The sequence below is a fragment of the Aromatoleum sp. genome, assembly GCF_036675785.1.
In the GTDB taxonomy this organism is placed as follows: domain Bacteria; phylum Pseudomonadota; class Gammaproteobacteria; order Burkholderiales; family Rhodocyclaceae; genus Aromatoleum.
In genome coordinates this window covers 1-26,190 of record NZ_JAKFEF010000043.1, presented here as the reverse complement: position 1 = coordinate 26,190, position 26,190 = coordinate 1, and the positions used below count along the sequence as shown (strand labels likewise).

Sequence of the window (26,190 nt, the reverse complement as noted above, 5' to 3'; positions counted from 1 at the left end):
CTCCTCAGTGCGTGGCGATCACACGCTTGGTGTGGCGGGCGATCATCAGTTCTTCGTTGGTGGGAATGACCCAGGCCGCGACGCGGCTGGATGCGGTGCTGATACGCGGTCCATCCGCCTCGTTGGCGCCCGGGTCGAGTTCCAGCCCCAGCCACGCCGCGTCAAGACAGACCCGCCCGCGTATCGCAGCGGCATGCTCGCCGATGCCGCCGGTGAACACCACGGCGTCGATCCCGCTTAGCGCCGCGGCGAGCGAGCCCAGCTCGCGACCGATGCGATAGACGAAAAGATCCACCGCCAGCCGCGCGGCGGGGACGTCGCTCGCGAGCAACTCGCGCATGTCGCTGGAGACGCCGGAAACGCCCAGCAGGCCGGACTGCTTGTAGATGAGGGTTTCGATGGCGCGGGCGTCCATCTTCAACTCGTCCATGAGGTAGAGGATCACCCCGGGATCGAGGCTGCCGCAGCGGGTACCCATGGGTAGGCCATCCACGGCCGTGAAGCCCATGGTGCTCGCCACGCTGCACCCGCCGGCGATGGCGCACATGCTGGCGCCGTTGCCCAGGTGCAGCACCACGATACGGCCGGCGGCCGCCTTGTCGTCGAAGCGGGGCAGCACGCTGGCGATGTACTCGTAGGACAGACCATGGAAGCCGTAGCGGCGCACGCCACGCTCGGTGACGGCCGGCGGCAGGGCGAACATTTGCGCCAGTTCAGGCTGCGGGCGGTGGAACGCGGTGTCGAAGCAGGCGACCTGGGGTAGTTGTGGTACCCGCTCGGCCACCAGGCGGATCGGGGCCAGGTTGTGGGGCTGGTGCAGGGGCGCCAGGGGAATGAATTTCTCCAGCCGGGTCAGCACCTCTTCGTCAGTGCGCACCGGACGGGAGAACGCCTCTCCGCCATGCACCACCCGGTGGCCCACGGCAACCAGCGTGTAGCTGTTGCGAAGGCCTAGCAGGAACTCGACGAGGTGGGTGACTGCGCCGCGATGGCCCAGCTGTGTGCCATCGGCCCAGCGCTTTTCGCCCCGCACCGCACCGTCGGTATCCTTGGCGACAAAGTGGGGCGCGGTGAAGAGGCCCTCGATCAGGCCGCGCAGGCGCAGCTCGGGTTCGTCGGGGTGGTCGACGAAGACGGAGAACTTGATGCTGGACGAGCCGGCGTTCAGAACCAGGATGGCATCTTGCATGATCACCCCAGGACCTTGCCGCCGGACTCGCGGCGCGCCCTGGCCACCAACGCGGCGACTGCGCAGGAAGCCAGGCGGGTCCTTACCGAGTCGGAGCGGCTGGTGAGGATGATGGGCACCCGCGCCCCCAGCACGATGCCGGCGGCGTCGGCTCCGGCGAGGAACGACAGGCTCTTGGCGAGCATGTTGCCGGATTCGAGGTCCGGTACCACCAGCACGTTGGCGCGGCCGGCCACCGGGGAGTCGATCTTCTTGATCTGCGCCGCTGCCAGGCTGATGGCGTTGTCCAGGGCGAGGGGGCCGTCAAGGATGGCGCCGGTGATCTGGTGGCGGTCGGCCATCTTGCACAGGGCCGCAGCCTCGATGGTGGAGGGCACCGCGGGGTTGACGGTTTCCATCGCCGAGAGGATGCCCACGCGGACCTCCGCGAGATTCAGGGCATGGGCCAGGTCGATGGCGTTCTGCACGATGTCCACCTTCTCCACCAACGTCGGGGCGATGTTCACGGCGGCATCGGTGATGATGAGCGCATCCTCATGGCCCGGCACGTCCATCACGAAGCAGTGGCTCACCCGCCGCGCCGTGCGCAGCCCGGTGTCGCGCTTGACCACCGCGCCCATCAGCTCGTCGGTATGGAGGCTGCCCTTCATGAGCGCCTCGGCCTTGCCCTCCCGCACGAGCTCCACGGCCTTGGCGGCCGAAGCCTGGCTGAAGGGCGTGTCGACGATCTCCAGCCCCTTGATGTCGATATCGTGCTCGCGCGCCACCGCTTCGATGCGCTCCGTCGGACCCACGAGGATGGGGGCGATGAGACCATTCTTCGCCGCGTCCACCACACCCTGAAGGGAGCTCTGATCGCAGGGATGGGCCACCGCCGTGGGGGTGGGCGGCAGCGTCCTGCACTGGTCGATCAGGCGTCGATACTTGTCATGATTGCCGGTCATCGGTTTTCCCTCGTCTTCACCTCTCAAGCTTTCTTGAGCGCCGCGATCCGCTGGCGCGGGGCGGGCTTCGTTCCGAGCTCGGAGCGTATCCGTTCCAGCATGGCGAGTTGCTCGGCGGTAGGCCTGCTCCCGCGTACCCGCTCGTCGGCTGTCAGGCGCTCCAGGAGGGTCAGCAGACGCTCACGCTCGCCTTCGTCGGCGAGCAAGTGAGCAAGCGTGGCGAGCGCCTTCTCGCCTTCGTAGCGCACGATGATCTCCTGCTCGCCGCGGATGCGTCGCCATTCCTCCATGGGCAGCTTGGGAGGTAGCAGGTCGGCATAGTCCTTGGCGATTTCCTGCCGCATTGCCACCCTGGAGAGCGGAATGTCGCCCGGCCGCACCAGCAGGGCCGCCACTCGGGCGAAGGCTTCCGCGTATCCTCCCTCGGCCACGGATGCGAGGGCCTCCTGTACGAAGGGCAACTGGCGTGGATCGACCGCCTTCGCAGCGGTCTGTTCCTCGGTGTCGCGCTTGTCGGCCAGGGATAGGGAGAACATGCTGCCGTAGGTCTGGAAGAAGGCCGCCTCGCTTGCCGCGTCGCGCATGCCCCGGTAATAGTCCAGGGAAGCGCTGATGAACTCGGAGACTAGCTTCTCGGTGCGATGGGGCAGGTCGTCCGTGTCGCTGGCCTGACGCTGCGCCTTGACGGCCTGCGAGGCTGGCTTGAGCCACCACAGCCAAGGATTGCGATCGGAAACCGCCCAGCGCTGCATGCGCAGGGGGTGGAATTCCCGCATCAGCCGCGCCGAGAAATCGCTGGACGCGGCCTGGATCAGCGGCTGGGCGAGGATCTCATAGGCGCGGCGGTTGAACTCCGACACCTTGGCCACCGCCTGGAAGGGTTTTTCGTCGACGCGACCCAGGCGGTTGATGCGCGCGGAGATCTCCTCCAGTCGATGCTCATGGAATTCCACTTCATATTCCACCTGCCCGTCGCTGCCCTGGCTCTCGGTAATGGCCATGCCATAGAGGCCCGGCGGCAGCACCTCGATGGATTTCAGTACGGAGACGATCTGGGCATGCTCCTTTCTGGCCACCTTGCCGGAGACGAAGATGCCCAGGTGCCCGATGTCCCGATGCAGCAGGCCGACGATGACCTGGCCGCGGGCCTTGATCTCCTCGGTGCTGCCGTACACGTCCGACACCCAGTTGAACGCCTGCTGGGGCGGGGTGATGTTGTCGCCCATCGAGGCGAACAGGATGATCGGGGACTTGATCTCCCGCAGGTCGAAGGCCTCGCCGTCGGCGGCGCGCGTCTCGCCCGACCAGATCTTGTTGCCGACGAAGAGGTTGTTGGTGATCCACTCGATCTCCTCGCGGTTCATCAAGTAGAAGCCACCCCACCAGCGCTCGAATTCAAGAAAACGCGGGGGTTCGGTATCCGCATTGGCGAAGACGTGGTAGTACTTGTCCCAGAAAGTATTGGCGGGGTTGAGATTCTCGAAGTTCTCCACCAAGTAGGCGCCGTCGAACACGCCGTTCCCCAGGTCGGCGGCGAAGGAGGCCAGCCAGGCACCGCCCAGCATGCCGCCCGCGTAGCGCATCGGGTTGTCGCTCGCGCCCTCCTGCCAGGCGCCGCCCCAGTAGGACATGGGCGCGCCATTGATGACCACCGGGCCGGTGTCGTCCGGGTCCGAGGCGGCCAGCATCATCGCTGCCCAGCCGCCCTGGCAATTGCCTACCAGCGCCGGCTTGGGGCTGTCGGGATGGAGCTCGCGCACCTTGCGCACGAACTGCTGTTCGGCCGCACAGACATCGAGCAGGGTCTGGCCCGGCTCCGGCTCGCGGAAGAAGATCACGAAATAAACCGGATGGCCCTCACGCAGGGCCACGCCCACCTGGGAGTCGTCCTTGAATCCGCCGATGCCCGGCCCGTGGCCGGCGCGGGGATCTACGATCATGTAGGGCCGGCGCTTGGGATCCACCGTCACGCCTTCGGGCGGGACGATGCGGACCAGGGCGTAATTGACCGGCCGTTCGAAGCTGCGTGCGTCCAGCACTGTCTCGTAGTCGAAGTGCAGGAGCGGCGGCTGGTCTTGCGCGAGGTGCTCCAGATAGTTGTTGCCGCGCTGGCGCAGGGTGTCCATCAGGATCACCGAGCGTTGGGCGAAGTCCACCGAATAGCTCCACCAGTCGCTCCAGATGTTCCATGGCGCCGCGGGCCGGGACTGGAGCTCGGTCAGGTACTCCTGCCAGGCCGTTCGGACGCGCTCCTGGAAGGTTTCCTGGGCGATCGAGACGCGCTTCTGGAACAAGTGCAGCACCTTGCTCGAAATTTTCTGGCTTCGAGCGAGCCGGGTAGCAGCGTCAGCCATCATGATCCTCAGCTTTCCGACTATCGAAAGAGAAAGAGCCGGGGGGCGAACGGGTAGCGCGAGCTGCGCTGTCGCGTCCTCCGGCATGATGCGCCTCCCGGACAGGCAAGCGCAGCACCACTGGCAGGAATTCACCGCCGGATACATCGCGCGGCGCCGTCATCAGACCTTCTCGGGAACGAGCGTGCAGCGATGGTTGCTGCGACAGTGCTCCGCCCGCGGGCGGTCGCCTCAGCGGCCCTGTCGTGCCTGCTCGTTGGCCAGCGCCTTCGCGGTGATCTCCCGGTATAGACTCAGCATGCGTGACGCAATGTCGCGATATTCCGGATGCTGCTCCACCAGGGGGCCGATGGTTCTCGCGTCGCTGAACACCTCTTCGAGGAAGGCCACATCGCGATCATCCAGCAGCCCGCCTCCGTCCACCTTCTCCTTCAGGGCCTCCGCCCGCGGCAAGCGCTGCTCGACTGCCCGCTTCACGAGCGTCGTCATCAGCCCCAGATCCTTTGTCGGCTCGCTCATCGTGCTTCCTTTCCAGAAGTTGTCCCTCGGCACGGACCCGATAGTGCACCGACGGTTCTGCAAGGAAAACGCTATCCTCGACACCGAGCGTCGCATATTGGACCTTGGGCCTATTCAGGCGTCCAATCGCCCCACCTTCATCGTTACCGGGGCGGGCGCCGCAGGCCGAGGACCGTGCCTTCGCGTCGCTTGTCGGCACCGCCGAACTGGAGCCCGGTTCGCAAGTCGATCAGGATGGCCTGGACCGCGCCGATCGATGCGTTGCACACCGGAGCGCCTTCTTCCGTCAGGACGGGATGGCCGAGGGCGGCGAGGTGTTCGAGGGAAGTCTGCGGCAGGCCGGCTTCGCAGCTCACCGCACCGGCCGGCGAGGTCACGGACAGGCGGGGCGCGTCGATCGCCTGCTGCAGGTCCATTCCGTGGTCGATCAGGTTGAGCGTGGTGTTGAGGACGACGTTGATGATCGTCGCGCCGCCGGGCGACCCATACGCGACGAGCGGTTCGCCGTCGCGGAAGACGATCGTCGGCGCCATCGACGAGCGCGGCCGCTTGAACGGCGCGACGTCGTTCGCCCCCGGGTTACCGGTCGCCGCGTCGTACTGCGGCGTGAAGTTGAAGTCGGTCAGCTCGTTGTTGAGCAGGAAGCCGTAGCCGGGAACCATGATGCCGGTGCCCCACGTGCTCTCGATCGTCGTCGTGTAGCTCACGACGTTGCCCGAGCGGTCGACGACGGAAAAATGGGTCGTATGCGCGCCCTTTTCCTCGTCGAGCGGTGCAAGCGCGACGCTCGCTCCCGCGTCGGCGGAATCCGCGTCGCACGGGCGCGGGTCGGCCGCCTGCGGCGTCGCCATACGGGAATGCAGATCGATGAGCGCGCGCCGCGTCGCGAGGAAGCACTCGGACAGCAGGCCGCGCACCGGCACCGGGACGTGGTCCGCATCGCCCATCCAGACCGCGCGATCGGCATAGGTCAGGCGCATCGCCTCGATCATCGCGTGCATCGTGTGCCCGCCGCCGAAGCCCCAGTTCTCGCCGCCGCCACCGAGCGGAAAAGGCTCGAGGAGCTTCAGCATCATGATCAGGGACAGGCCGCCGGAAGAGGGCGGGGGCATCGACTTGACGGTATACCCGCGGTAGTGACCTTCGACGGGTCGGCGCACGTCGACGTCGTACGACGCGAGGTCTGAGAGGCTCATGCGCCCGATGCCGGCGGCGCCGAGTCGCGTGCGCTGCTGCGCTTCGACGATCCGCTGCGCGATGTCCCCTTCGTAGAACACTCGAGTGCCCCGCTCGGCGATGAGCCGGAACGTCTTCGCGAGATCAGGCTGCACGAGCCAATGCCCGGCGGGAAGCGGCTCGCCGTTCGGCAGGCGGAAGACGGCGCGGGTTTCCGGCTGGAACGTGACGCGGACGCTGGCGGTGCGTTCCGCAAGGAAGCGGTTGATCGCGAACCCCTCTTCGGCGAGGCGGATCGCGGGCGCGAGCGCGTCCGCGAGCGTCAGCGTCCCCCACCGTCGCAGCGCGAGGTCGACGCCTGCGAGCGTGCCCGGCACGCCGACCGAGTGTCCGCTCGTCGAGGCGTTCGCGAAAGGCTGACCGAGGAACATGTCGGGCGCCGCCGCCGCGGGCGCCTTTTCGCGCGAGTCGATGATGAGGGTGCGGTCCTCGGCGGCGAGGTGCACCATCATGAAACCGCCGCCGCCGAGGCCGGACAATTGCGGCTCGACGACGTTGAGGGCGAACTGGATCGCCGCGGCGGCGTCGATCGCGTTGCCGCCGGCGGCGAGGGCGCGGGCGCCGACCTCCGCGGCGAGCGGATGCGATACCGCCACGACCCCTTCGCGAAACCCGGTCGCCGCCTCGTGCGGGCGCTTGCCCTCGGTGAATCCGATCGGCGCGCCGTTCGGCTGCGCGACGCTGCTTCCAGCGTCTTCCAGCCCGAGCGCAAACGGCGACAGCATGAGGCCGACGGCAAGCAGTCCTGCGCGCGCGCGGGCGAGCCGCCCGGCGAAGAACCTCCGGTTCATCTTCTTCTCCTCCGCGGATCGGTACCCGAACCCGCCGCCGATGTCATTCCAGATTAGGTGCGAAAAGTAAAAGTGGAAGACTCGGCCGCGGCGCGAGCCCGCGCTGCGGGACGGCGTGAAACAATAGCCGCCCGAAAACACCCGCAAGAAGGCGGCCGCAACGGCATTCCCGTTCGCAACCCCATGCGTCCTTTGGAAAGACTCCAGTCCCTCGGTTCGAATCGCTTCGTATCTCCGCTGCAACGCATCGCGCTGTGCGCCCTCGCGTTCGTGCAGCGCCATCCGAAACTTGTCGCCTTGTTCGGGTTCGTGTCGGGCGTCGCGAGCTTCGTGCTCGTCGACCGGCAGGACGACTTCGCCCGGGTCATCCCGGTGCTGATGCTCGTGAGCTGGGTATGGCTGACGCTCGAGAATGTCCTGAACCGCGGGCTCGTCCGCTGGTTCGGCCTGGAAATGCCGCCGGCGCTGCTGCGCTACGCGACGCAGCTGATTCACCAGGAAAGCCTCTTCTTCGTGCTGCCGTTCTTCTACGTGACGACCGCGTGGAACAGCGAGCAGTTCGTGTTTTCCGGACTGCTCCTCGCATCGGCGCTCGTCGCGATTCTCGACCCGGTCTATTTCCGCTGGCTTGCGGCGCGCCGCTGGATCTATCTCGCGTATCACATGCTGACGCTGTTCGCGGTGCTGCTCGTCGCGCTGCCGATCATCTTTCAGCTGGCGACGCCCGAGAGCTACAAGCTCGCGCTCGCGGCGGCGGTGCTGCTGTCCGTGCCGAGCCTGCTGCGGACGGTGCCGCCGTCGGTGCGGTGGCGGTGGCCGGCGCTGATCGGCCTCACGCTCGGGCTCGGCACGGTTGGCTGGCTCGCGCGCGGATCGGTGCCGCCCGCGACACTGTGGCTGACCGACGTCGCGGTCACCGAGACGATGAGCGAGCGCTCGCCGGGCGACAGCCTCGCGACGGTGACGGCGGCGCAACTCGAGGCGAACGGCCTCTTCGCCTTCACCGCGATCCGGGCGCCGCGAGGACTCGACGAGCGGATACGCCACGTCTGGGTGCATGACGGGGCGATCGTCGAGCGGATCGCGCTGGACATCCACGGCGGGCGCGAGGCGGGCTATCGCGCGTGGACGCACAAGCGGAATTTTCCGCCGGATCCGGCTGGCCGCTGGCAGGTAATGGTGATGACGGAAGCAGGACAAATGATCGGTATGCTTCGCTTCCGGGTTGTACGGTAATGCGCCCGGTTCGCTGCCTTCCGGGGCTGCGGTAGCGAGGCTTTTTCTTGGAGAGGGATGATGCAGGTTGATTATTTGCGCAGGACGGCTGCGCAGGCGTTTTTCGCGGGCTGGGTGACGGTCTTCGCGGTGGGCCCGGTGGCCGCCGACAAGCCGGAATGGGCCGGGGGCGGCGGTGGCAAACCCGAAAAACACGACAAGGATCGGCGCGCAAACCAGGACCGGAGGGACGAGCCGCGCGGACACGATGACCGGTACGGGAATGATCGTGACGACCGCCGCGGCGACCGCGACGGGCCGCGGGCGGATGATCGCCACGGGGGCGAGCGCGACGGGGTGCGTCACGGCACGGTGCGTTTCGACGATCACCACCGCACGGTGATCCGCGAGCACTACACGCGGGAGTTTCGCGCCGGCCATTGCCCGCCGGGACTCGCGAAGAAGGGCACCGGTTGCATGCCGCCGGGGCAGGCGAAGAAATGGCATGTCGGGCGCCCGCTGCCGCGCGACGTCGTGTTTTACGACTTGCCGCCGGCGATCGTCGTCGAACTCGGCGTCCCGCCGGTGGGTCACCGTTTCGTCCGGGTGGCGAGCGACATCCTGTTGATCGCCATCGGCACGGGGATGGTGATCGACGCGATCGAGGATCTGGACAGGATGTAATCCCCTCGCGTCGCGCGAGGTCCTGTCGGGGGCGCCAGCGGAACGGCTTCCGGGCGGTTCGGCATGTTCCTCACTCCTGCAGGCTCGGCGGGATTCCCGCCGGGGGCATCGCGGCTGCTGGAAAGCGCCGACGACGCGCAGGCGATCGGGCATCCGCTGCCATCGCATTCGATGCAGTGTGGGATCGCGCCGGATCTTCAGGTCTGCCCGCTGGAAACCTGGGTGTCGCGTCGCATCCGCTGCAGCACCGTCACCGCCGCGACGACAACGGCGCCGGCCAGCAGCCCGACCCCGGCGTTGAGCAGGCTCGGCGTCAACGCCTGCAGCACTCCGCCGACCGCCGGGAGGTCCGCGGCGCGATCGGCGAGCGCCTCGATGCCGTGATGCAGCGCAGGAACGCCGTGCGCGAGGATGCCGCCGCCGACCAGGAACATCGCGGCGGTGCCGGCGACGGACAGCGACTTCATCAGCCACGGCGCCGCTTTCAGGATCGCCGCGCCCGTTGCGCGCTTCACCCCTGCGAATGCGCCGCCGCCCGGTTGCCGGCTGAGGTACAGCCCCGCGTCGTCGAGTTTGACGATCCCGGCGACGAAGCCATAGACGCCGACCGTCATCAGCAGAGCGATGCCGACGAGCACCGCGACCTGGATCGCGAACGGCGCGCCCTGGACGGTGCCGAGCGTGATCGCGATGATCTCGGCCGAGAGGATGAAGTCGGTCCGTACCGCGCCGCGGATTTTTTCGTGCTCGAACGCGACCAGGTCGACCGCCGGATCGGCGATCGCCTCGACGAGTTCGGCATGACGGTTGCGGTCCTCCGCGCGGCTGTGCAGGAACTTGTGCGCGAGCTTCTCGAAGCCTTCGAAACAGAGGAACGCGCCGCCGACCATCAGCAGCGGCGTCACCGCCCACGGTGCGAAAGCGCTGATCGCGAGCGCGGCCGGCACGAGGATCGCCTTGTTCCGGAGCGATCCCTTCGCGACCGTCCACACGACCGGCAACTCGCGATCCGGTGTCACGCCGGTGACTTGCTGCGCGTTCAGCGCGAGGTCGTCGCCGAGCACGCCGGCGGTCTTCTTCGTCGCGAGTTTGGTGAGCACCGAGACGTCGTCGAGTACCGATGCGATGTCGTCGATCAGGGTGAGCAAGCTGGACGCGGCCATCGAATTATCCTTCTGCGGCCGTCCGCAAGCAGGCACGGCGGGTTGGAGGTCGAGCGGCTCGCGCCGGGAGACGATGGCGAGCAACCGATGGTGAGCGGCGGAAAACTGCAATCGAAGGTCCCGGATGCACAGCAACTCGCGCGCAGCAGCTTCCCGCGCAAGGCCCGCTTGCGGCCTCGATCGCCGTGCCGCAAGCGGGCAACCGGCAGCTAACGCGCGGCGAATGGCACCCGCGCTGCGTTTCTGTGGTCCAATTTCCCACGGTGTTCCGCCCGAGTCTTTCCGTCGCCCGACGCCACGCATGATACAAGACGGGGACGGAATGCCGGTCGGGTGTGCAGCGGCGGGAACCGTGCGAAACGGGGAGGGCGCGTTGCAGCCGCGTGACTGCGATCCCGGCTGCGCCACTTGGAAAACGTTGCATGTCGAATAAATGGACGCGCAAACGCATGATCTGGACTGTCGTTGTCGCAGTGCTGGTCACCGGAGTCGTCGCGCTGCTGCTGATGAATCTGGCGGCGCCCGAGAAGAAGCTGGAGCAGACGCTCCCGCACCGCTATTCAATCGACGACCCGCAGTTCCGACGGGAAATGTCGGTGATGCTGGGGCCCGCGATCGTCGGCGGCAATCGTGTCGTCGCGCTGCAGAACGGCGACGCGATCTTCCCGGCGATGCTCGACGCGATTCGCGAGGCGAAGACGTCGATCACGTTCGAAACGTACATCTACTGGTCGGGCGAGATCGGCAAGAAATTCACCGAGGCGCTGTCGGAGCGCGCGCAGGCCGGCATTCCCGTCAACGTCGTCATCGACTGGGCCGGCAGCGTGAAGATGGACGAAAAGCTGCTGCAGCGCATGGAGCAGGCCGGCGTGCGGATCCATCGCTACCGGCCGTTGCGCTGGTACTCGCTCAACCGCATCAACAACCGCACGCACCGCAAGCTGCTCGTCGTCGACGGCCGCATCGGCTTCACAGGCGGGATCGGTATCGCTGATCAATGGCTAGGGCATGCGCAGGATCCCGAGCATTGGCGCGAGTCGCATTTCCGGATCGAAGGTCCGGCAGTCGCCCAGATGCAGGCCGCGTTCAACGACAACTGGATCAAGACCACCGGGGAAGTGCTCAACGGGGACGCGTATTTCCCACCATTGTCCGCGGCCGGCGACGTCGATGCGCACTTGTTCATCGCCTCGCCCGCGAGCGGCAGCGAGAGCATGCATCTGATGTACATGATGGCCGTGAGCGCCGCGAAGCATTCGATCGATCTCGCCGCGTCGTATTTCGTGCCCGACGCGTTGATCGTCGAGGAGTTGATCGCAGCGCGCGAGCGCGGCGTGCGCATCCGCGTCCTGCTGCCCGGCCCGCACATCGACTCCGACGCGGTGCGGCTCGCGTCGAAGGCGAGCTGGGGGCCGCTGCTGAAGGCCGGGATCGAAATCCACGAATACCAGCCGACGATGCTGCATACGAAGCTGCTCGTCGTCGATCGCGAACTCGTCTCCGTCGGTTCGACGAATTTCGACATCCGGTCCTTCCGGCTCAACGACGAGGCGAGCCTCAATCTCTACGATCGCGCATTCGCCGAGGCGATGACCCGGGTGTTCGAAACCGATCTGGAACAGGCCCGGCGCTACACGTACGAAACGTGGCAACAGCGGCCGCTGAAGGAGAAGCTGATCGAGAAGTTCGTGTTGCCGCTGAAGTCGCAGTTGTAACGTCCTGCGGAGCACCGCATCAGCGCGCGGCGGCGAGGACGAAAACGATGTCGCCGACCGCGATGCCGTCTTCGTCGCGGAATTCGACCCAGCGGCATTCTTCCGGGTCGCGATCGATCGGGTCGCTGCGCTCGTACGGTGTTCCTTTTTCGTCCCGCCAGTACGTCTGCGTGACGAGCGGCGGGTGCCCGGGCGCGGTGATGCGCCAGTGGAGGTGGCGGCGGCGGTTGCCGTAGTGCGCGGGCACGATGCTGCGAAAGCTCGTGCGACCGTCGGGGCCGCAGATGGCCTGCCCGCGCAGATTGATTTCGTTGCGCCGGTACCGCGAGATGTCGCCGTCGTCGTCCGGATGGTACTGGCCGTCGCTGTCGGCGTGCCACAGTTCGACCGTCGCACCGGCCAGCGGCGTGCGCGCGTCGGCGCCGCCGAGGACGAGCGCCGAGACCCGCAGCGGCGTCCCGGCGGCGTTCTGCAGGTTGATGTCCGTCGTGACCGGTGCGTTGCTGACGTAGAACGGCCCGGCGGTCGCGCGGCCGGTCGGGCCGCAGGTTGCGAGGGCTGCGCGGACTGACGCGCCTTGCGTGCCGGCGGCGTTCGTGACCCCGGCGAGCAGCAGGCCGGACCCGATGGCCGTTAGGATTTGGCGGCGATCGCTCATGAATTTGCTCCGGACGTGGGGGGCGGAAGTGCGGGGGCCGCCCCGGCTTCGCCGTCGAACGGACCGTTCCCGTTGCGTTTGGCCATCGCCGTCGCCGACTCGTTCCCGGCACGTCGCTTGCCGAACGCCGATCGACGCGGAACGTGTGGAGACGGGCCACCATGCGCAAGCACGGAGCAGGAGGGGATGGCGACAGAGGCCGGCGACGCTGGTCGCAGAAGGTGACCGAAACCAGCCACGCGCTCGACCTCGAGCCGGGCGTGTTTTCCCTCTCCGACCCGCGTGAAATCGCGCGGTCGCTGCAGCGCTCCGCTGAGGCGAGTGAACAGCGCAAGGCGACCTCGTTGCGTTCCGCGATGTCGATGCTGAATTTCTACATCAACCGCGCGGGGCGAAAACTGCCCGCCGAGCGAAGGCGGTGCCTGGAAGCCGCCAAGGACGAGTTGCGGGCACTGTATGGCCGACCTCGGTCGGGCGGCGAATAAAGGGTACGCGGATTGCTAAACGTCTGTTCCGGTCGGCGGCGCGGCGAAGCATCCCGCGATACGCGCTTCGCCCGCGTTCGCGCTGTACGGCGATCTGCGCCGGTTGGGGCTGTGTGCCGATGCGAAACGGAGCGAACCGTCGGGCGGAGGGCGTCGGTGCGGCAGGGGTCGAGCGGTAACGGATCGACATCCGTGTGTAACTCGTGCACGCCGACCCCGTCGTCCGTCGCGCTCGCGTGCCGATGGGCCTCGGCAGAACGGATGGTTCCGGAAGTGTCGATGAGGCGCTTGCCGCTGCACGACGCCCGCCTCGGCAACGCCGGATCGGACAAGGACCCCGAATTCAATCGATGAGGTGACCGACATGCAACTTCCACTGCAAATCGTCTTTCATGGACTCGACCCGTCGGAAGCGATCGAAGCGAGGATCCGCGCGAAGGTCGAAAAGCTCGAGACCTTTCATCACGGGATCATGAGCTGCCGCGTCACGGTCGAGCAGCAGCGCGGCCATCGCAACCATGACCATCGCTTCAACGTGCGCGTCGACCTGCACATTCCGGGCCATGAACTGGCCGTCAACCGCAATCACGATGCGGATGTCTACGTCGCGCTGCGCGACGCCTTCAATGCGGCCGGGCGGCTCCTCGAGGACGAGGTGCGGCAGCAGCGCGGCGCGGTGAAAGCGCACGAGCTTCCTCAGCACGGTCGCATCGCCCGGCTCGATGTCGATGGCGGCCACGGCTACATCGAGACGCCGACGGGCGAGGAGGTGTACTTCAGCCGCGAAAACGTGATCGAGCCGCCATTCGAGAACATCGAGGTCGGCGCCGAAGTCCAATTCCTCCTCGAGCCGGGCAAGAACACGCTGCTCGCTCGCCGCGTCACCGTTGGAAAGCACGAATTCGGCGCGTGACTCCTCGCGTCCCGTCGCCATCGGCGTCGTAACGGCTGGCCGCGATCGCGGAATCGGTCCGCCCCTGGAGGAAAAAGCACCCATCGAACCGGGTGTCCGCTCGTCGTGTCTGACATAATCCCGTAACAGCACGCCGACGAGACTCCGCATGAACCGAATTGCCTCTGCTTTGCCCGGTCGCATCCGTTTACGGGACCCGGCTCTTCGAGCGCCGAGGATGAACGAACGTTTGCAGACCCTCATCGCGACATTCGACGGCGTCCGCTCGGTCGAGGGGCGCGCGAAAAGCGGCAGCGTGCTGCTCCTCTATGACGCAACGAGGATCGACCGTTCGTCGATGGAGGCGCGAGTGGAAGCCGCCGCGGCGGCCGAGCTCGCGCCACAGGGCGGCGTCCCGTCCCGCAGGGCGCCCCGTGCGGCTGCGCCCGACCAGGCCGCGAAGAGTGCGAGCCGCGTTTCCCCAAGGCGCGCTTCTCCGGCCTCTCCGACGCGCCAGGCCAGCGTTCCCGGCGATCGCCGCGGACCGCCCTTTTCCAGGCGGGCGATCCTTCGACGGCTGAACGGATACGCGAAGTTCGGGATGATGGCGAGCCTCGGAGCGTCGCTCGCGCTCGCTGCGGCTGGAAACAAGCGTCTGCACATCGCGACCGGCGGCGTGTACCTCGCCCTCCTCGGCATTCACATGGCGGTCCACCGCCGCCAATTGCTCAAATGGCCTGACGGTGCGGTCGGCACCTCGCCCCCTTCGACTCGATAGCTCATGGACGACTTCGAATATTTTCAGCGCTTTACCCGCTACCTTCGCGTCGCGCATCACATTCCCGGGCGGATTCGCCTCAAGCTCGAGGTCGATCTCGACGCCGCCCAGCTCGACGCGATCGCCGGTGCGAAGCGCTTCGGGCAGGCGATCGACCGCGTCCCCGGCATCCGTTCGGTCAAGGTCAACCTGCTCGCGCGATCCTGCACGCTCGAATACGACTCGACGGTGATTCCTGCGGACGCATGGCCGGATTTCCTCGGCGGCGTCCGGTCGCCGGCCGCGGAAACCTTGCTGGAGATCGTCGTCGAGAAATATCGGGAACTCGCCGATGCGTAGCCCGGACGGGACTCCGGTGCGGACATGTCCGGACTTCGCGGGGCATCCCGGCCGAGGGCCGGCGTCTTCTCCGGGCGCCGCGGACCATTCACTCCGCGATTCTCGCGGGGTTCGTTGCCGGCAAGGTCCGGCGTTCTGCTCGCGATGAGCGCGCTCCAACTCAACCGAAACGGAAAGGACGGATGACATGTTCCCACTGCTTCCCTTCGCGGCCGGCCTCCTGACCGGCGCCGTCGCTACCCGCCTGCTCAAGGTCGACAAGGCGCGCACGAGTTTCAACAAGGCGCAGGATCGCGTGCGCGAGGCGACGGTTTCCAGCCTCGCGGCGATCGAGCACACCTCGGCCGAACTGCGTGCCAAGTTGATCCGCGGAGCCGAGGAATTCCCGGAGTCCGAAAACGGCTCGCCGCCACAAGCCGAAACCTTCGGGCAGCCACAGGAGGAGGGTGCAGCCGCGGCCGCGGCGGCTTTCACCGGGCAGACCGTCGCCGAACCCTCCGCCGCGGCGCCGAAGCCGAAGACCGCTCGAGTCCGCGCGCGGACGAAACGCGCGCAGCCGGCCGAACGTGGCGAACAGACCGAAAAGCCCGACGAGGAGGCGCAGTGAAGCGGGTCGCAAGGATCGATCGGGCGCGCCGACGGGGCGAAATGGGCGGGAACTTCGTGCGCGGTTTCGTCGCGACAGGACTGCTCGCCGCGCTGCAGGATGGCGGCTCCGCCCGGACGGGAGATGCGCGGGCGGCGCTGCGAAGCGCGTTGCAGGGAGGTGTCGCGCTCGCGGCGGGCAGCTCGGCCGCCGACGCGCTGCAACGGCGGAACTACAACGGCGCGCTGCTCGCTGTCGCGGGCGGTGCGGCGGGCGTGATCGCCATCGATTATCTGACGCGCAAACCTGCGCGCACCACGAAAGGGGGCAAGGAAAATGGGAAAGAAAAAGCACAAAAAGGCGTCGCGCAAGAATAGGGAATACGCGGCCGAGAGCCCGCGCGGCGGGTCATTTTTCGGTTACGGGGAGGATGGCGGCGCGCACCGTCGCGCCCGCGGCGGCCGCGGCGCCGAGCGGCTTCTCGAAGACTTCCCCCGGCTGATGAAGTCGCGCCAGTCCGAACAGTTCCTGCTCGGCGCGCTCGTCGGCGCCGCGGCCGCTTACGTTCTGAGCGACGAGGAATTGCGCGGCAAACTCGTGAAGACCGGCATCAAGCTCTACTCGAACGTGGTCGGCGGTTTCGAGGAAATGAAAGAACAGGTCGCCGATCTGAAGGCCGAGGTCGAAGCGGAGCGCATGGGCGCGGAATGACGGGCGGGCCCTGGTTCAGCGCGCTCGAGATCGCTCACCGGACGCGCGGGCGCCTGCGGCTGCGCTATCGCTGCCGTACAGGCACGCCGACGGCGCCGAAGGCGATCGAACGCGCCCTGGAAAACCTGCCCGGCGTCACCGGCGCGCGGGTCAATCAGGCGGCGCGCTCCCTCGTGCTCGACTTCGCCGATGACGAGACCGGCGTCGAGCGTCTCGTCGAGTGCATCGCCGGCCTGACGCTCCCCGCCATTTCCGATCGCACTGCAGCGCCTCCGGCCGGCGGCGCGAAGCCGCTGGTGACGAGCCTGGCGACACTTCTCGGAACGCGATACCTGCCGCCGTCGGCGCAGTTTCCGATGACCTTGAGCGCGGCGGCGCCGGTGTTCAAGCACGCGTTCGACGACTACCTCGAGAACGGGGTGTCGTCCCACGTGCTCGAAGCACTGGCCGTATCGATCTCCCTCGCGCGCCGCGACTACACCGCCGCGAACACCACGACCTTCATGCTCGCGCTCGGCGAGTATCTCGAAGACTCGATCGCGCGGCGCTCGGACGACTTGCTCAAGCATCTGCTGCGGCCTGCGAGCGATGAAGTCTGGGTTGTGCGGCAAGGACAGGAGGTATTGATCGCGGCCGAGGATGTCGTGGTCGGGGATACCGTGGTGGTCGGCAGCGGGACGGTCGTCCCGGTCGATGGCACCGTGCTGGGAGGCGAAGCGACCGTCAATCAGGCGGCGATGACGGGCGAGAGCGTCGCGGTGAACAAGGCGCGCGGCGACGCGGTCCTTTCAGGCACGGTGGTCGAGGAGGGCAGGCTGTCGGTTTATGCCGAGCAGGTCGGTCGCAATACTGCCGCCGCACGCATTGCCGACTATGTCGAGCAGTCCCTGACGGCAAAGAGCGAGGCTCAGTTGAGCGCATGTCGCCAGGCCGACCGACTCGTGCCGACGGTGCTCGGGCTCGCCGGCCTCGCCTATCTCGTATCGGGCGACTGGGCGCGCGCCGCGTCGGTGCTGCAGGCGGACTATTCCTGCGCGCTGAAACTCGCCACGCCGGTGGCGTTCAAGTCTGCGATGTATGGCGCGGGACGGTCCGGCATCCTGATCAAGGGCGCGAGCACGCTCGAACGGCTCGCCGAGGCCGACACCTTCATCTTCGACAAGACCGGGACGCTCACCGCCGGAAGGCTCGCAGTCACCGACTCGATCGCCTTCGACAACGCGTATTCGGCGGAAGACCTGATCTGCCTCGCCGCCTCGGTCGAGGAGCATTACTTCCATCCTCTCGCGCTCGCGGTCGTCGCCGCCGCAAGAGCGACCCACGGACAGCATTTCGACCACCAGGAAGTGCAGTTCATCGTCGCTCACGGCGTCGCCAGCGTCATCGACGGCAAGCGCATCGTCGTCGGCTCGCGGCATTTCATCGAGGATGACGAAGGCATCGATATCGGCGCGCATACCGAGGTCGTGGACCGGCTCTACCGCGAAGGGAAGACCTTGCTGTACATCGGCTATGGCGGCGCGCTGCTCGGGGTCATCGCTTTGAAGGACGAGGTGCGGGCCAACAGTGCGGCGATGATTCGTCGGCTTCGCGGGCTGGGCGCCCGCCGGATCCTGCTGCTGACCGGCGATCACCGTGACCGCGCCGAGGAGATGGCGTCTGCACTCGGCCTCGACGGTTTTCATGCGGAACTCCTGCCCGAGGACAAGGCCCGTATCGTCGAAGAACTCAGCAGCAAGGGCGCCCGAATCGCCTTTGTCGGAGACGGCATCAACGACGCGCCGGCCCTTGCGGGAGCGCACGTCGGCATCGCGATGAAGAAGGGCGCGGATATCGCACGGCTGACCGCCGACGTCGCGCTGCTCGAGGACGACATCGAATGCGTCGCGGACGCGAAAGAACTCGCCGACTCCGCGATGTCGCGGATCGGGACGAATTACCGCCTGACCGTCGGCCTCAACACCGCCATCCTCGCTGCAGCGGCACTCGGCGTGCTTTCGCCGATCACGACCGCGATGCTGCATAACGGCAGCACGATTGCGATTTTGCTCAACGCCCTCCGGCGGAAGAGGAAGCGGGCGCGATAACGATCGCGGTGCGCCGCGGCGGTTGAAACGTCGGCCGCGAGGCCGCGCTAAGTCGCGGTGTGCAGCACGGGCGGATTTTTGATACAAATCAAATGAGAATGATTTGTGTTTGCGTAAAGTGTGTTGCAACTTTTTGCAACACACGGTCAGCCAGCGGTATGCGAGCCAGAACCGTTCAAACTGGAATCCGCCATGCCGCCCGTCCGTCTTCACGCGCTATGCGCCGCACTCGCCTGCGCCGTCGCCCCTCTTTCTCACGCAAATGAAACCGGCCTCGCCGAGGTTACGGTGACGGCAAAAGGCTACGCGTCGGCCAACGCCGAAACGCCGGCCGCGATCACCGCGGTCGAGCGCGAAGAGTGGCTCGATCGCGGCGCGGATAACGTCGGCGAAGCCTTGCGCGGTCGTCCGGGCCTCGCGGTCGCGAGCGACGGCGCGCAGGGGCAGAATCCCGTGATCCGCGGCCTGAAAAAGGAAAGCATCGTCCTGCTCGTCGACGGGATGCGGCTCAATTCGGCCCAGCCCGCCGGCGCGATTGCGTCCTTCATGTCGCTCGGGCTGGCCGACCGCATCGAGGTCGTCCGCGGGCCGGCGTCGATCCTGTACGGAACCGGCGCCCTCGGCGGCGCCATCAACGTTCTCCTCCCGCAGGCGCGCTTCGAGACGGGGGTGCAGACGCGCGCTGGCGCCGAGTTCGAAACCGTGAATGAAGGCGTGCGCGGCACTGCGGTTATGAACGCGTCGGGTGGAGATCACGCGCTGATGCTCGGCGCTTCCCTTGCGCGCATCGGCGACTACGAGGCACCGGACGGCGAGGTGGACCGCACGGGTTACGACTCCGACAGCTTCATCGGCCAATACCGTTTCCGCATTGACGCTGCGCAGCAGTTGAGGCTGTCCTTGCAGCAGCACAAGGACCGCGACGTGTGGTACCCGGGTTCGACGAAGCCGCACCCCCATCCGCAGATCCGCAGCTCGATCATCCACTCGCCGTCGCAAACCCGCGAACTCGCCGAGGTCGGGTACAGCCGGCGCGGCTCGGGCGACGCGCCGGTCAATGTGGACGTGCGCGTGTATCGGCAGGAGATGGAGCGCAATATCGCCGCCCGCGCCAAGGGGCCGCTCGGGCGCGATTTTTCCGACACCAACGTGACGTTCGCGACCGACGGGCTCGACGCGCGCGCCGACTGGCTGGCCCATCCGGATCACCTGCTGTCCTTCGGCGTGAATACGTGGCAGATGGAGGCCTCACCGGAGCGTTTCATCGCCAGTCCGCCGACTTTTGTGATGGGCCGCAACGATCCTTTCGACGATGGGCGCATCGAAGCGGTGGGTGTCTTCGTGCAGGACGACATGCGCTTCGGGCGCCTCAACGTGCTCGCCGGCCTGCGCCGCGACTGGGTCGAGGGTGATGCGGACTCGGTCAACAATGGCGCGATCACGCGGAATCTCGAACGCAGCGACAGCGCGACGTCGGGCAGTCTCGGCGCGATCTACGAGGTGTCGAAGCTCGTGCGGCCCTATGCGAACGTATCGCGGGCGTTCCGCGCGGGCGAGATGCGCGAGCGCTTCGAGTCCTCGCCGCGCAGCGACGGCTATTATTACGTCGGCAATCCGCAGATCGAGCCGGAAATCGCGACCCAGTTCGAGATCGGGCTGAAGGGCGCGGACGACGATTTGAGCTATACGTTGGCCGCTTATCGCACCCGCATCAGCGACTACATCACCGGGCGCGACGTCTCCGGCGCGCCGGGCAGCAACCGCTGCCCGGCGGCCAACGCCAGTGCCTGCAAGGAAACCTTCAATCTCGGCCGCGCAACGCTCGTCGGCGTCGAAGCCGAGGGGCGCTGGCAGGCATCGCGGGGGCAATGGCTGACGGCTTCCTACTCGCGCATTCGCGGTGAGAACAAGGATCTCGACGAGCCGCTGTTCCAGATGCCGGCCGACGAAGCTTCGCTGGGCTGGGAGGGCAGGGTGGGCGGCGCGTGGAGTGCCGACGCGACGCTGCGCCTCGTGCGCAAGCAGGACCGCGTCGCGACCGTCTTCGCCGCCGGTTCCGAGGACGAGACCGCCGGCTTCGCGACTGCGGACTTCGGCGCAACCTGGCACGGTCAGCGCCAGCGCGTGCGCTTCGCGCTCAAGAACGCGTTCGACAAGCCGTACCACGAGCACTTGGCCGACGGCGTGTCCGGCATGGAGATCGACGCGCCGGGCCGAAGCTTCCTGGTGTCATGGCAGGGGCAGTTCTGATGGCGATCCCCCGCTTCCTGCGCTTCGTCGGGCTGCTCGCGGCGGTGCTGTCGCCGCTCGGCGCTCACGCGGACAAGTTGCCGCGCCTGGTCCTCGGCGGCCCGGGCGCGGTCGTGTCGGCGCCGCTGATTCACATCGTCGAGAGCGGGGCGCTCGCGGATCTCGCCGAGTCCGTGAGTTTCGTCCAGTGGCGCGACCCGGACCAGTTGCGCGCGATGGCGCTCGACGGGCAGGCCGACGTCCTGGCGATGCCGACCAACGTCGCGGCGAACCTGCACAACCGCGGCGCCCCCGTCACGCTGCTCAACGTGTCGACGTGGGGCGCGCTGTGGATGGTGTCGCGCTCGCCGGACAAGAAGACCCTCGCCGACTTCCGCGGCGAGGAAATCGCGATGCCGTTTCGGGGTGACATGCCGGACATCATGTTCCAGCTCCTCGTTGCGCGTCAGGGTCTCGACGCGCGCAAGGATTTCCGCCTGCGCTACGTCGCGACCCCGGTCGATGCGATGCAGTTGCTCGTGATGCGGCGCGTGGACCACGCGCTGCTGTCCGAGCCGGCGGTGTCGATGGCCTTGCGCAAGACGAAGTCCTTCCCGCTCGGCATCGTCGCGCCCGAGCTGCACCGCAGCGTCGATTTCCAGCAGGAATGGGGACGCCTGTACGCCCGCAGCACGCGCATTCCGCAGGCCGGCATTGCCGCGGTCGGCGCATTGCGGGAGCGGCCCGAACTCCTCGCGCGGATCGAGTCGGCCTATGCCGAGTCGCTCGCGTGGTGCCGGACGCATGCGCTCGACTGCGGGCGGATGGTCGCCCGGCGCATCGACATCCTGAGCGCGGAAGCCGTGTCCGACGCGGTCGCCGTGAGCCAACTCGACGCCGTGCCGGCGATGCAGGCGCGCGACGCGCTGGTCTTCTTCTTCGAGCAACTCAAGGCGCGCAACCCGGCCCTGATCGGGGGCAAGCTGCCCGGCGACGCCTTCTACGGCGGCAAGTGCGCGGGGTGCGAGCGGTGATGGTCTCGTCATGATGCTGCTGCGTGCCTGGCTCGGCGGCTTGCCGGCCTACCTGTGGAGCGGCTGGGGCGCGATTGCGAGCCTCCTGCTTCTGCTGGCCGCGTGGGAGGGCGGCAGCGCGGTTTACGGCCCGCTGGTCCTGCCCGATCCGCTGGCGACGTTCGCGACGTTGGCGGATCTCGTTGCGACCGGCGCCGCGTGGCCGGAGCTTGCGGTTACTGCGCGACGCGCGCTGATCGGGCTCGCGATCGCGGTCGCGATCGGCACCGCGCTCGGACTCGCCGCCGGCGTGTCGGTGACGGCTTCGATGATGTCGCGTCCGCTCGTCACGGTCTTGCTCGGCACGCCGCCGATCGCCTGGCTGGTGCTCGCGATGCTGTGGTTCGGCGCCTCGGACGGCACGCCGGTGTTCACGGTCGTCGTCGCCTGCTTTCCGGTGATCTTCGTCGGCGCACTGCAGGGCACGCGCACGCTGGACCATCACCTGAAGGACATGGCCCATGCGTTCCGCCTGCCGGCGCGGATGAAATTTCTCGACCTCTATCTGCCGCATGTCGTCTCCTACCTTTTCCCGGCGTGGATCACCGCGCTCGGTACGGCGTGGAAGGTCGTCGTAATGGCCGAGCTGCTGTCGTCGAACGACGGCGTCGGCGCCGCGCTCGCCGTGACCCGCTCGCACCTCGACACCGCGGGGACGCTCGCATGGATCTGCGCAGTCGTCGGGAGCCTGCTCGCGGTCGAATACCTCGTGCTCGAACCGGTCAAGCGGGAAGTCGAGCGCTGGCGGGAGAATTCCATATGACTGCCCGCCTTGCAGTGGCCGGACTCGGCCACGCGTACGCGCTGAAAACGGTCCTCGACGACATCGATCTCACGCTCGACGCGGGGAGGGTGATGGCACTGGTCGGCCCCTCGGGGTGCGGCAAGACGACGCTGCTGCATCTGTGCGCGGGGCTGCTGCCTGTGCAGCGCGGCCGGCTCGACAACGGCTTCGCGCGTCCGGCGGTGATGTTCCAGCAACCCCGCCTGCTGCCGTGGAAAACCGCTCGCGACAACATCGCGCTCGGCCTGAAGGCAGCCGGCATGGCCCTGGCCGAGCGTAACCGTCGCAGCGAGGCCATCGCGCAGGCGGTCGGACTTGACGAACTCGCGCTCGACCAGTTTCCGCACGCGCTTTCCGGCGGCATGCAGAGCCGAGCGGCGCTCGCCCGCGCGCTGGTGCTCGCGCCCGACCTGCTGCTCATGGACGAACCCTTCGCGGCGCTCGACATCGGGTTGAAGGGGCAACTCCATCGCCTGCTTCTCGATCACCAGCGCGAACACGGACTCGCCGTGCTGATGATTACCCACGATCTCATGGAGGCGGTCCGGCTTGCCGACACGATCCTTGTCATGGCGCCCGAGCCGGGCCGCATCGTGCACCGCTTCGTCCTGCCCACGCCGGCGTGCGACCGCGATGAAGCGCACACGTATCACACGACGGCCGAACTTCTGAAAGTGCCGGCCGTGCGGGAGAGCTTCGGGATGGAAGCGCTGCCGTCTGCGCCGGCCGGACTCTCCGATGCCGCCCCGTTGCGTCTGATTTCGGCTGCGGCGGATCTTCCCGGAGGCAAAACGCTGAAGCCTTGGAAGGCAAAAAAGGCATTTTCATGCTGACCCGTCCGCGCCCGTGGTCCCTCGGCCATCCCTTGTGGATGTGCGGCTTCCGCTCCTTTTTCCTGTTTACGATCCTGTGGGCGCCGCTGATCGTCCTCCTCTGGGCCGCCTTCCTCAACTGGGGCATCCCGCTGCCTGATGTGGCAGGGGGACCGTTCATCTGGCATGCCCACGAACTGCTGTTCGGATTCGGGCTGGCCGCGGTCGCGGGCTTCGTCCTCACCGCGATCCCCGAATTCACGTCGAGCCCTCGGATCCGGCCGCATGCGGTGCGCCTGCTGGCGTCCTGCTGGCTGGCCGGACGCGTCGCGTTCTGGCTCTCAGGGGCCGTCGGCGCGGCCGCGGTGGTCGTGTCGGCGGTTGCGCATCTCGCGCTGCTCGGCGGGCTGATCTTCATGCTTGCCTCGCGCATCTGGCGCCATCCGGAGCGCCGCCACCTGTCGTTTCTGTGGGCGCTGATTGTGCTGACCATCCTGGTCGCCGGCTTCTACCGCGACGCGCTGACGGAAGGGCATCCCGGCCGCTGGCTGTCCGCGACGCTGGGGGTGTTCATGATCCTCATCGTCATTGCGATGAGCCGGATCTCGATGCGCATCGTCAATGCCGCAATCGACGCATTTCGCGAGAAGGGGGGCGGTGCAGGCGTCGAATATCGCGCACGCCCGCCGCGGCGCAATCTCGCCATCGTCTGCATCGCGCTGTACACCGGGGTCGAGTTCTTCGCGCCGGGCGCCCCGATCGGGGGCTGGCTCGCGCTTGCCGCCGCCGCCGCGCTCTTCAACCTGCTCAACGATTGGCACGTCGGCCGCCCGCTCTTCCGGCGCTGGCCGCTGATGCTCTATGCAGTGTATGTCCTGATGGCGACGGGCTACGGTCTGATGGGTCTCGCGCTGCTCACGGATGGCGTGGCGTTCAGCGCCGGCCGGCACCTGCTCACCGTCGGCGCGCTCGGACTCGGTATCTTTACCGTGATCTGCATCGCCGGGCGCAACCACGCTGGCTATCCGCTGGACGAGCGTCCGTGGATCCCGGTCGCCGCCGCGCTTCTCGTCGGTGCCGCGCTGCTTCGGGCGGTCGGAGGCTGGGGCGGCGGGCATGCCCTCGCGTGGATGACGGCCGCGAGCCTCGCGTGGACGCTGTCCTTCGTCCTCTGTGCCCACTACCTGGGAAAACTGTTCGCTCGGCCGCGGACGGATGGTGGCGGGGGATGCGAAGGACCGCGATCCTCGGCTTAGGGCGAGCGGGTTCCCCCTACGAGAACCCGCGGGCGCGCTCGATTCGACGCGATTTTCATACGAAGTGCGAATTTCGCATGGATGGCTTCGCAAATCTCGTTTGAATCCAGCGGCGCGGGCCTTTAGGATGCGGTTCCTGCACACATAACCATTGGGGGTCGTGGCATGGCGGGAGCCTTGTCGCACATCCGGGTCCTCGATCTATCGCGCATCCTCGCCGGACCGTGGGCCGGGCAGATGCTCGCCGACCTCGGCGCGGATGTGATCAAGGTCGAACGCCCGGGGAGCGGTGACGACACTCGCGGCTGGGGACCGCCGTGGCTGAAGGACGAGCACGGCGAGGAGACGGCCGTAGCGGCCTATTTCCTCTGCGCGAACCGCAACAAGCGCTCGGTCACGATCGACATCACGCGCCCGCAAGGGCAGCGGCTGGTGCGCGAGCTGGCCGCGCAGTCCGACGTCGTGCTGGAGAACTTCAAGCTCGGTGGCTTGGCGCAGTACGGCCTCGACTACGAGTCGCTCAAGACGATCAATCCCGCGCTGGTCTATTGCTCGATCACCGGCTTCGGGCAGGACGGACCGTATGCGCCGCGCGCCGGATACGATTTCCTGATCCAGGGGCTCGGCGGGCTGATGAGCATCACCGGACGTCCGGACAGCGAGGACGGCGGCGGGCCGATGAAGGCCGGGGTTGCGCTGACCGACATTCTCACCGGTCTTTACGCGACCAATGCCGTGCTCGCCGCGCTCGCGTGGCGGGAACGCAGTGGCAAAGGGCAGTTCATCGATCTCGCCTTGCTCGACGTGCAGGTCGCCTGTCTCGCCAACCAGGCGATGAACTATCTCGCGACCGGCCGCAACCCTTCCCGGCTCGGCAACGCGCATCCGAACATCGTGCCCTATCAGGATTTTCCGACCGCCGACGGGTACATGATCCTGGCAATCGGTAACGACGCACAGTTCACGCGTTTCTGCGCCGAAGCCGGGCAACCGGCGCTTGCAGCCGATCCGCGCTTCGCCACGAACGCGGCCCGCGTGGAGAACCGGACGGTGCTGATCCCACTCTTGAAGAAGCTCACCGTCGACCGCACGACCGCCGACTGGATCGCCGCCCTCGAAGCCCGGGCCGTCCCCTGCGGGCCGATCAACACGATCGCCGACGTCTTCGCCGACCCGCAGGTGCAGGCGCGAGGCCTGAAAGTGGAGATGGCGCATCCGCTCGCCGGGACGGTGTCGCTGGTCGCGAATCCGATGCGGCTGTCGGCGACGCCGACCGAATATCGCCGGCCGCCTCCGCTGCTCGGCGAGCATACCGTAGAGGTGCTGACGCAGACGCTCGGCCTCGACGCCGGCGCACTCGGGCTGCTTCGCGCCGACGGCGTAATCTGAAAATGAACGATCTGCGGCATGGGCGGAAGATTGCATCCGGACTGCCGGTCCGTCGCGTAATCCTTGTCATCTCGCGCCCGCGCGCAACGATCCCTTCATTCATCGTGCAACCACATTCCAGGGAGAAAGAACTTTGAAGATCCTCGTACCCGTGAAACGCGTGGTCGATTACAACGTAAAGGTGCGCGTCAGGAGTGACGGCAGCGGCGTGGATATCGCCAATGTGAAGATGTCGATGAACCCGTTCGACGAGATCGCCGTGGAAGAGGCGGTGCGGCTGAAGGAAGCGGGGGTGGCGACG

23 protein-coding genes and 2 pseudogenes are annotated in these 26,190 nt (G+C 67.2%); 18 read left to right on the top strand and 7 right to left on the bottom strand.

The window, feature by feature from the left end; genetic code table 11:
- Positions 1 to 4: 4 nt before the first annotated feature.
- The 5 genes and pseudogenes from V6M37_RS10350 to ggt form a co-directional block, all read right to left on the bottom strand.
- A complete protein-coding gene (locus V6M37_RS10350) occupies positions 5 to 1,189 on the bottom strand; it encodes an acetate/propionate family kinase (protein WP_332672954.1) in 1,185 nt (394 codons plus the stop codon).
- Between the two features lie 2 nt (positions 1,190 to 1,191).
- Positions 1,192 to 2,121, bottom strand: a pseudogene (locus tag V6M37_RS10345) (phosphate acetyltransferase); the annotation flags it as partial.
- Positions 2,122 to 2,156: 35 nt separating this feature from the next.
- Complete coding sequence (locus tag V6M37_RS10340; RefSeq protein WP_332672952.1) at positions 2,157 to 4,490, bottom strand: DUF3141 domain-containing protein; 2,334 nt, start codon at positions 4,488 to 4,490, stop codon at positions 2,157 to 2,159.
- Between the two features lie 228 nt (positions 4,491 to 4,718).
- Positions 4,719 to 5,006: a hypothetical protein gene (locus tag V6M37_RS10335; protein ID WP_332672951.1), complete on the bottom strand. Its 288-nt coding sequence runs from the start codon at positions 5,004 to 5,006 to the stop codon at positions 4,719 to 4,721.
- Between the two features lie 143 nt (positions 5,007 to 5,149).
- Entirely contained in the window at positions 5,150 to 7,033 is a 1,884-nt protein-coding gene (ggt, locus tag V6M37_RS10330; RefSeq protein WP_332672949.1) for a gamma-glutamyltransferase, read from the bottom strand.
- 192 nt (positions 7,034 to 7,225) lie between these two features.
- Here ggt and V6M37_RS10325 point away from each other — a divergent pair, with 192 nt between their 5' ends.
- Positions 7,226 to 8,269: a DUF5924 family protein gene (locus V6M37_RS10325; RefSeq protein ID WP_332672946.1), complete on the top strand. Its 1,044-nt coding sequence runs from the start codon at positions 7,226 to 7,228 to the stop codon at positions 8,267 to 8,269.
- A 57-nt stretch (positions 8,270 to 8,326) separates the two neighbouring features.
- A complete protein-coding gene (locus V6M37_RS10320) occupies positions 8,327 to 8,932 on the top strand; it encodes a hypothetical protein (protein WP_332672944.1) in 606 nt (201 codons plus the stop codon).
- Between the two features lie 197 nt (positions 8,933 to 9,129).
- On the opposite strand, the gene V6M37_RS10315 is transcribed toward V6M37_RS10320, so the two are convergent.
- On the bottom strand, positions 9,130 to 10,095 hold the full coding sequence (locus tag V6M37_RS10315; RefSeq protein ID WP_332672942.1) for a DUF808 domain-containing protein: 966 nt from the start codon (positions 10,093 to 10,095) through the stop codon (positions 9,130 to 9,132).
- Between the two features lie 422 nt (positions 10,096 to 10,517).
- Between V6M37_RS10315 and V6M37_RS10310 the strand changes: the two genes are divergently transcribed.
- A complete protein-coding gene (locus V6M37_RS10310; RefSeq protein WP_332672940.1) occupies positions 10,518 to 11,810 on the top strand; it encodes a phospholipase D-like domain-containing protein in 1,293 nt (430 codons plus the stop codon).
- A gap of 19 nt (positions 11,811 to 11,829) precedes the next feature.
- Here V6M37_RS10310 and V6M37_RS10305 read toward each other — a convergent pair whose 3' ends face one another.
- Positions 11,830 to 12,468, bottom strand: a complete 639-nt coding sequence (locus tag V6M37_RS10305; RefSeq protein ID WP_332672938.1) for a dioxygenase family protein — start codon at positions 12,466 to 12,468, stop codon at positions 11,830 to 11,832.
- A gap of 161 nt (positions 12,469 to 12,629) precedes the next feature.
- Between V6M37_RS10305 and V6M37_RS10300 the strand changes: the two genes are divergently transcribed.
- From V6M37_RS10300 to V6M37_RS10230, 15 genes and pseudogenes are all read left to right on the top strand, one after another.
- Positions 12,630 to 12,953, top strand: coding sequence for a DUF3175 domain-containing protein (locus V6M37_RS10300; RefSeq protein ID WP_332672937.1), 324 nt, complete (start codon positions 12,630 to 12,632; stop codon positions 12,951 to 12,953).
- A 364-nt stretch (positions 12,954 to 13,317) separates the two neighbouring features.
- Positions 13,318 to 13,866, top strand: a complete 549-nt coding sequence (locus tag V6M37_RS10295) for an HPF/RaiA family ribosome-associated protein (RefSeq protein WP_332672934.1) — start codon at positions 13,318 to 13,320, stop codon at positions 13,864 to 13,866.
- A gap of 148 nt (positions 13,867 to 14,014) precedes the next feature.
- On the top strand, positions 14,015 to 14,623 hold the full coding sequence (locus tag V6M37_RS10290) for an HMA2 domain-containing protein (RefSeq protein WP_332672932.1): 609 nt from the start codon (positions 14,015 to 14,017) through the stop codon (positions 14,621 to 14,623).
- A gap of 3 nt (positions 14,624 to 14,626) precedes the next feature.
- Positions 14,627 to 14,962: an HMA2 domain-containing protein gene (locus V6M37_RS10285; RefSeq protein WP_332672930.1), complete on the top strand. Its 336-nt coding sequence runs from the start codon at positions 14,627 to 14,629 to the stop codon at positions 14,960 to 14,962.
- 187 nt (positions 14,963 to 15,149) lie between these two features.
- A complete protein-coding gene (locus V6M37_RS10280; RefSeq protein WP_332672928.1) occupies positions 15,150 to 15,569 on the top strand; it encodes a hypothetical protein in 420 nt (139 codons plus the stop codon).
- On the top strand, positions 15,566 to 15,925 hold the full coding sequence (locus V6M37_RS10275) for a hypothetical protein (RefSeq protein WP_332672926.1): 360 nt from the start codon (positions 15,566 to 15,568) through the stop codon (positions 15,923 to 15,925). Before V6M37_RS10280 ends, V6M37_RS10275 begins: the two co-directional genes overlap by 4 nt.
- A complete protein-coding gene (locus tag V6M37_RS10270; RefSeq protein ID WP_332672924.1) occupies positions 15,885 to 16,259 on the top strand; it encodes a hypothetical protein in 375 nt (124 codons plus the stop codon). Before V6M37_RS10275 ends, V6M37_RS10270 begins: the two co-directional genes overlap by 41 nt.
- Entirely contained in the window at positions 16,256 to 18,346 is a 2,091-nt protein-coding gene (locus tag V6M37_RS10265; protein ID WP_332672922.1) for a heavy metal translocating P-type ATPase, read from the top strand. Before V6M37_RS10270 ends, V6M37_RS10265 begins: the two co-directional genes overlap by 4 nt.
- A gap of 288 nt (positions 18,347 to 18,634) precedes the next feature.
- Positions 18,635 to 20,596, top strand: a complete 1,962-nt coding sequence (locus tag V6M37_RS10260) for a TonB-dependent receptor (protein ID WP_332672921.1) — start codon at positions 18,635 to 18,637, stop codon at positions 20,594 to 20,596.
- On the top strand, positions 20,596 to 21,609 hold the full coding sequence (locus V6M37_RS10255; RefSeq protein WP_332672918.1) for an ABC transporter substrate-binding protein: 1,014 nt from the start codon (positions 20,596 to 20,598) through the stop codon (positions 21,607 to 21,609). The genes V6M37_RS10260 and V6M37_RS10255 overlap by 1 nt, the downstream gene beginning before the upstream one ends.
- Positions 21,610 to 21,619: 10 nt before the next feature.
- On the top strand, positions 21,620 to 22,411 hold the full coding sequence (locus tag V6M37_RS10250; RefSeq protein WP_332672915.1) for an ABC transporter permease: 792 nt from the start codon (positions 21,620 to 21,622) through the stop codon (positions 22,409 to 22,411).
- Positions 22,408 to 23,265 (top strand): ATP-binding cassette domain-containing protein, encoded by an 858-nt coding sequence (locus V6M37_RS10245; protein WP_332672912.1) that lies wholly within the window; start codon positions 22,408 to 22,410, stop codon positions 23,263 to 23,265. The genes V6M37_RS10250 and V6M37_RS10245 overlap by 4 nt, the downstream gene beginning before the upstream one ends.
- Entirely contained in the window at positions 23,259 to 24,500 is a 1,242-nt protein-coding gene (locus V6M37_RS10240; RefSeq protein WP_332672909.1) for an NnrS family protein, read from the top strand. Before V6M37_RS10245 ends, V6M37_RS10240 begins: the two co-directional genes overlap by 7 nt.
- Positions 24,501 to 24,665: 165 nt before the next feature.
- Entirely contained in the window at positions 24,666 to 25,889 is a 1,224-nt protein-coding gene (locus V6M37_RS10235) for a CaiB/BaiF CoA transferase family protein (RefSeq protein WP_332672906.1), read from the top strand.
- Between the two features lie 133 nt (positions 25,890 to 26,022).
- Positions 26,023 to 26,190 (top strand): annotated as a pseudogene (locus V6M37_RS10230) (electron transfer flavoprotein subunit beta/FixA family protein); the annotation flags it as partial.

Excerpts from the sequence above, each read along its gene's own strand:
- V6M37_RS10350 (WP_332672954.1), bottom strand. The coding sequence starts at position 1,189 with ATGCAAGATGCCATCCTGGTTCTGAACGCCGGCTCGTCCAGCATCAAG.
- V6M37_RS10340 (WP_332672952.1), bottom strand. The coding sequence starts at position 4,490 with ATGATGGCTGACGCTGCTACCCGGCTCGCTCGAAGCCAGAAAATTTCG.
- V6M37_RS10335 (WP_332672951.1), bottom strand. The coding sequence starts at position 5,006 with ATGAGCGAGCCGACAAAGGATCTGGGGCTGATGACGACGCTCGTGAAG.
- ggt (WP_332672949.1), bottom strand. The coding sequence starts at position 7,033 with ATGAACCGGAGGTTCTTCGCCGGGCGGCTCGCCCGCGCGCGCGCAGGA.
- V6M37_RS10320 (WP_332672944.1), top strand. The coding sequence starts at position 8,327 with ATGATGCAGGTTGATTATTTGCGCAGGACGGCTGCGCAGGCGTTTTTC.
- V6M37_RS10315 (WP_332672942.1), bottom strand. The coding sequence starts at position 10,095 with ATGGCCGCGTCCAGCTTGCTCACCCTGATCGACGACATCGCATCGGTA.
- V6M37_RS10310 (WP_332672940.1), top strand. The coding sequence starts at position 10,518 with ATGTCGAATAAATGGACGCGCAAACGCATGATCTGGACTGTCGTTGTC.
- V6M37_RS10305 (WP_332672938.1), bottom strand. The coding sequence starts at position 12,468 with ATGAGCGATCGCCGCCAAATCCTAACGGCCATCGGGTCCGGCCTGCTG.
- V6M37_RS10300 (WP_332672937.1), top strand. The coding sequence starts at position 12,630 with ATGCGCAAGCACGGAGCAGGAGGGGATGGCGACAGAGGCCGGCGACGC.
- V6M37_RS10295 (WP_332672934.1), top strand. The coding sequence starts at position 13,318 with ATGCAACTTCCACTGCAAATCGTCTTTCATGGACTCGACCCGTCGGAA.
- V6M37_RS10290 (WP_332672932.1), top strand. The coding sequence starts at position 14,015 with ATGAACCGAATTGCCTCTGCTTTGCCCGGTCGCATCCGTTTACGGGAC.
- V6M37_RS10285 (WP_332672930.1), top strand. The coding sequence starts at position 14,627 with ATGGACGACTTCGAATATTTTCAGCGCTTTACCCGCTACCTTCGCGTC.
- V6M37_RS10280 (WP_332672928.1), top strand. The coding sequence starts at position 15,150 with ATGTTCCCACTGCTTCCCTTCGCGGCCGGCCTCCTGACCGGCGCCGTC.
- V6M37_RS10270 (WP_332672924.1), top strand. The coding sequence starts at position 15,885 with ATGGGAAAGAAAAAGCACAAAAAGGCGTCGCGCAAGAATAGGGAATAC.
- V6M37_RS10265 (WP_332672922.1), top strand. The coding sequence starts at position 16,256 with ATGACGGGCGGGCCCTGGTTCAGCGCGCTCGAGATCGCTCACCGGACG.
- V6M37_RS10255 (WP_332672918.1), top strand. The coding sequence starts at position 20,596 with ATGGCGATCCCCCGCTTCCTGCGCTTCGTCGGGCTGCTCGCGGCGGTG.
- V6M37_RS10250 (WP_332672915.1), top strand. The coding sequence starts at position 21,620 with ATGATGCTGCTGCGTGCCTGGCTCGGCGGCTTGCCGGCCTACCTGTGG.
- V6M37_RS10245 (WP_332672912.1), top strand. The coding sequence starts at position 22,408 with ATGACTGCCCGCCTTGCAGTGGCCGGACTCGGCCACGCGTACGCGCTG.
- V6M37_RS10240 (WP_332672909.1), top strand. The coding sequence starts at position 23,259 with ATGCTGACCCGTCCGCGCCCGTGGTCCCTCGGCCATCCCTTGTGGATG.
- V6M37_RS10235 (WP_332672906.1), top strand. The coding sequence starts at position 24,666 with ATGGCGGGAGCCTTGTCGCACATCCGGGTCCTCGATCTATCGCGCATC.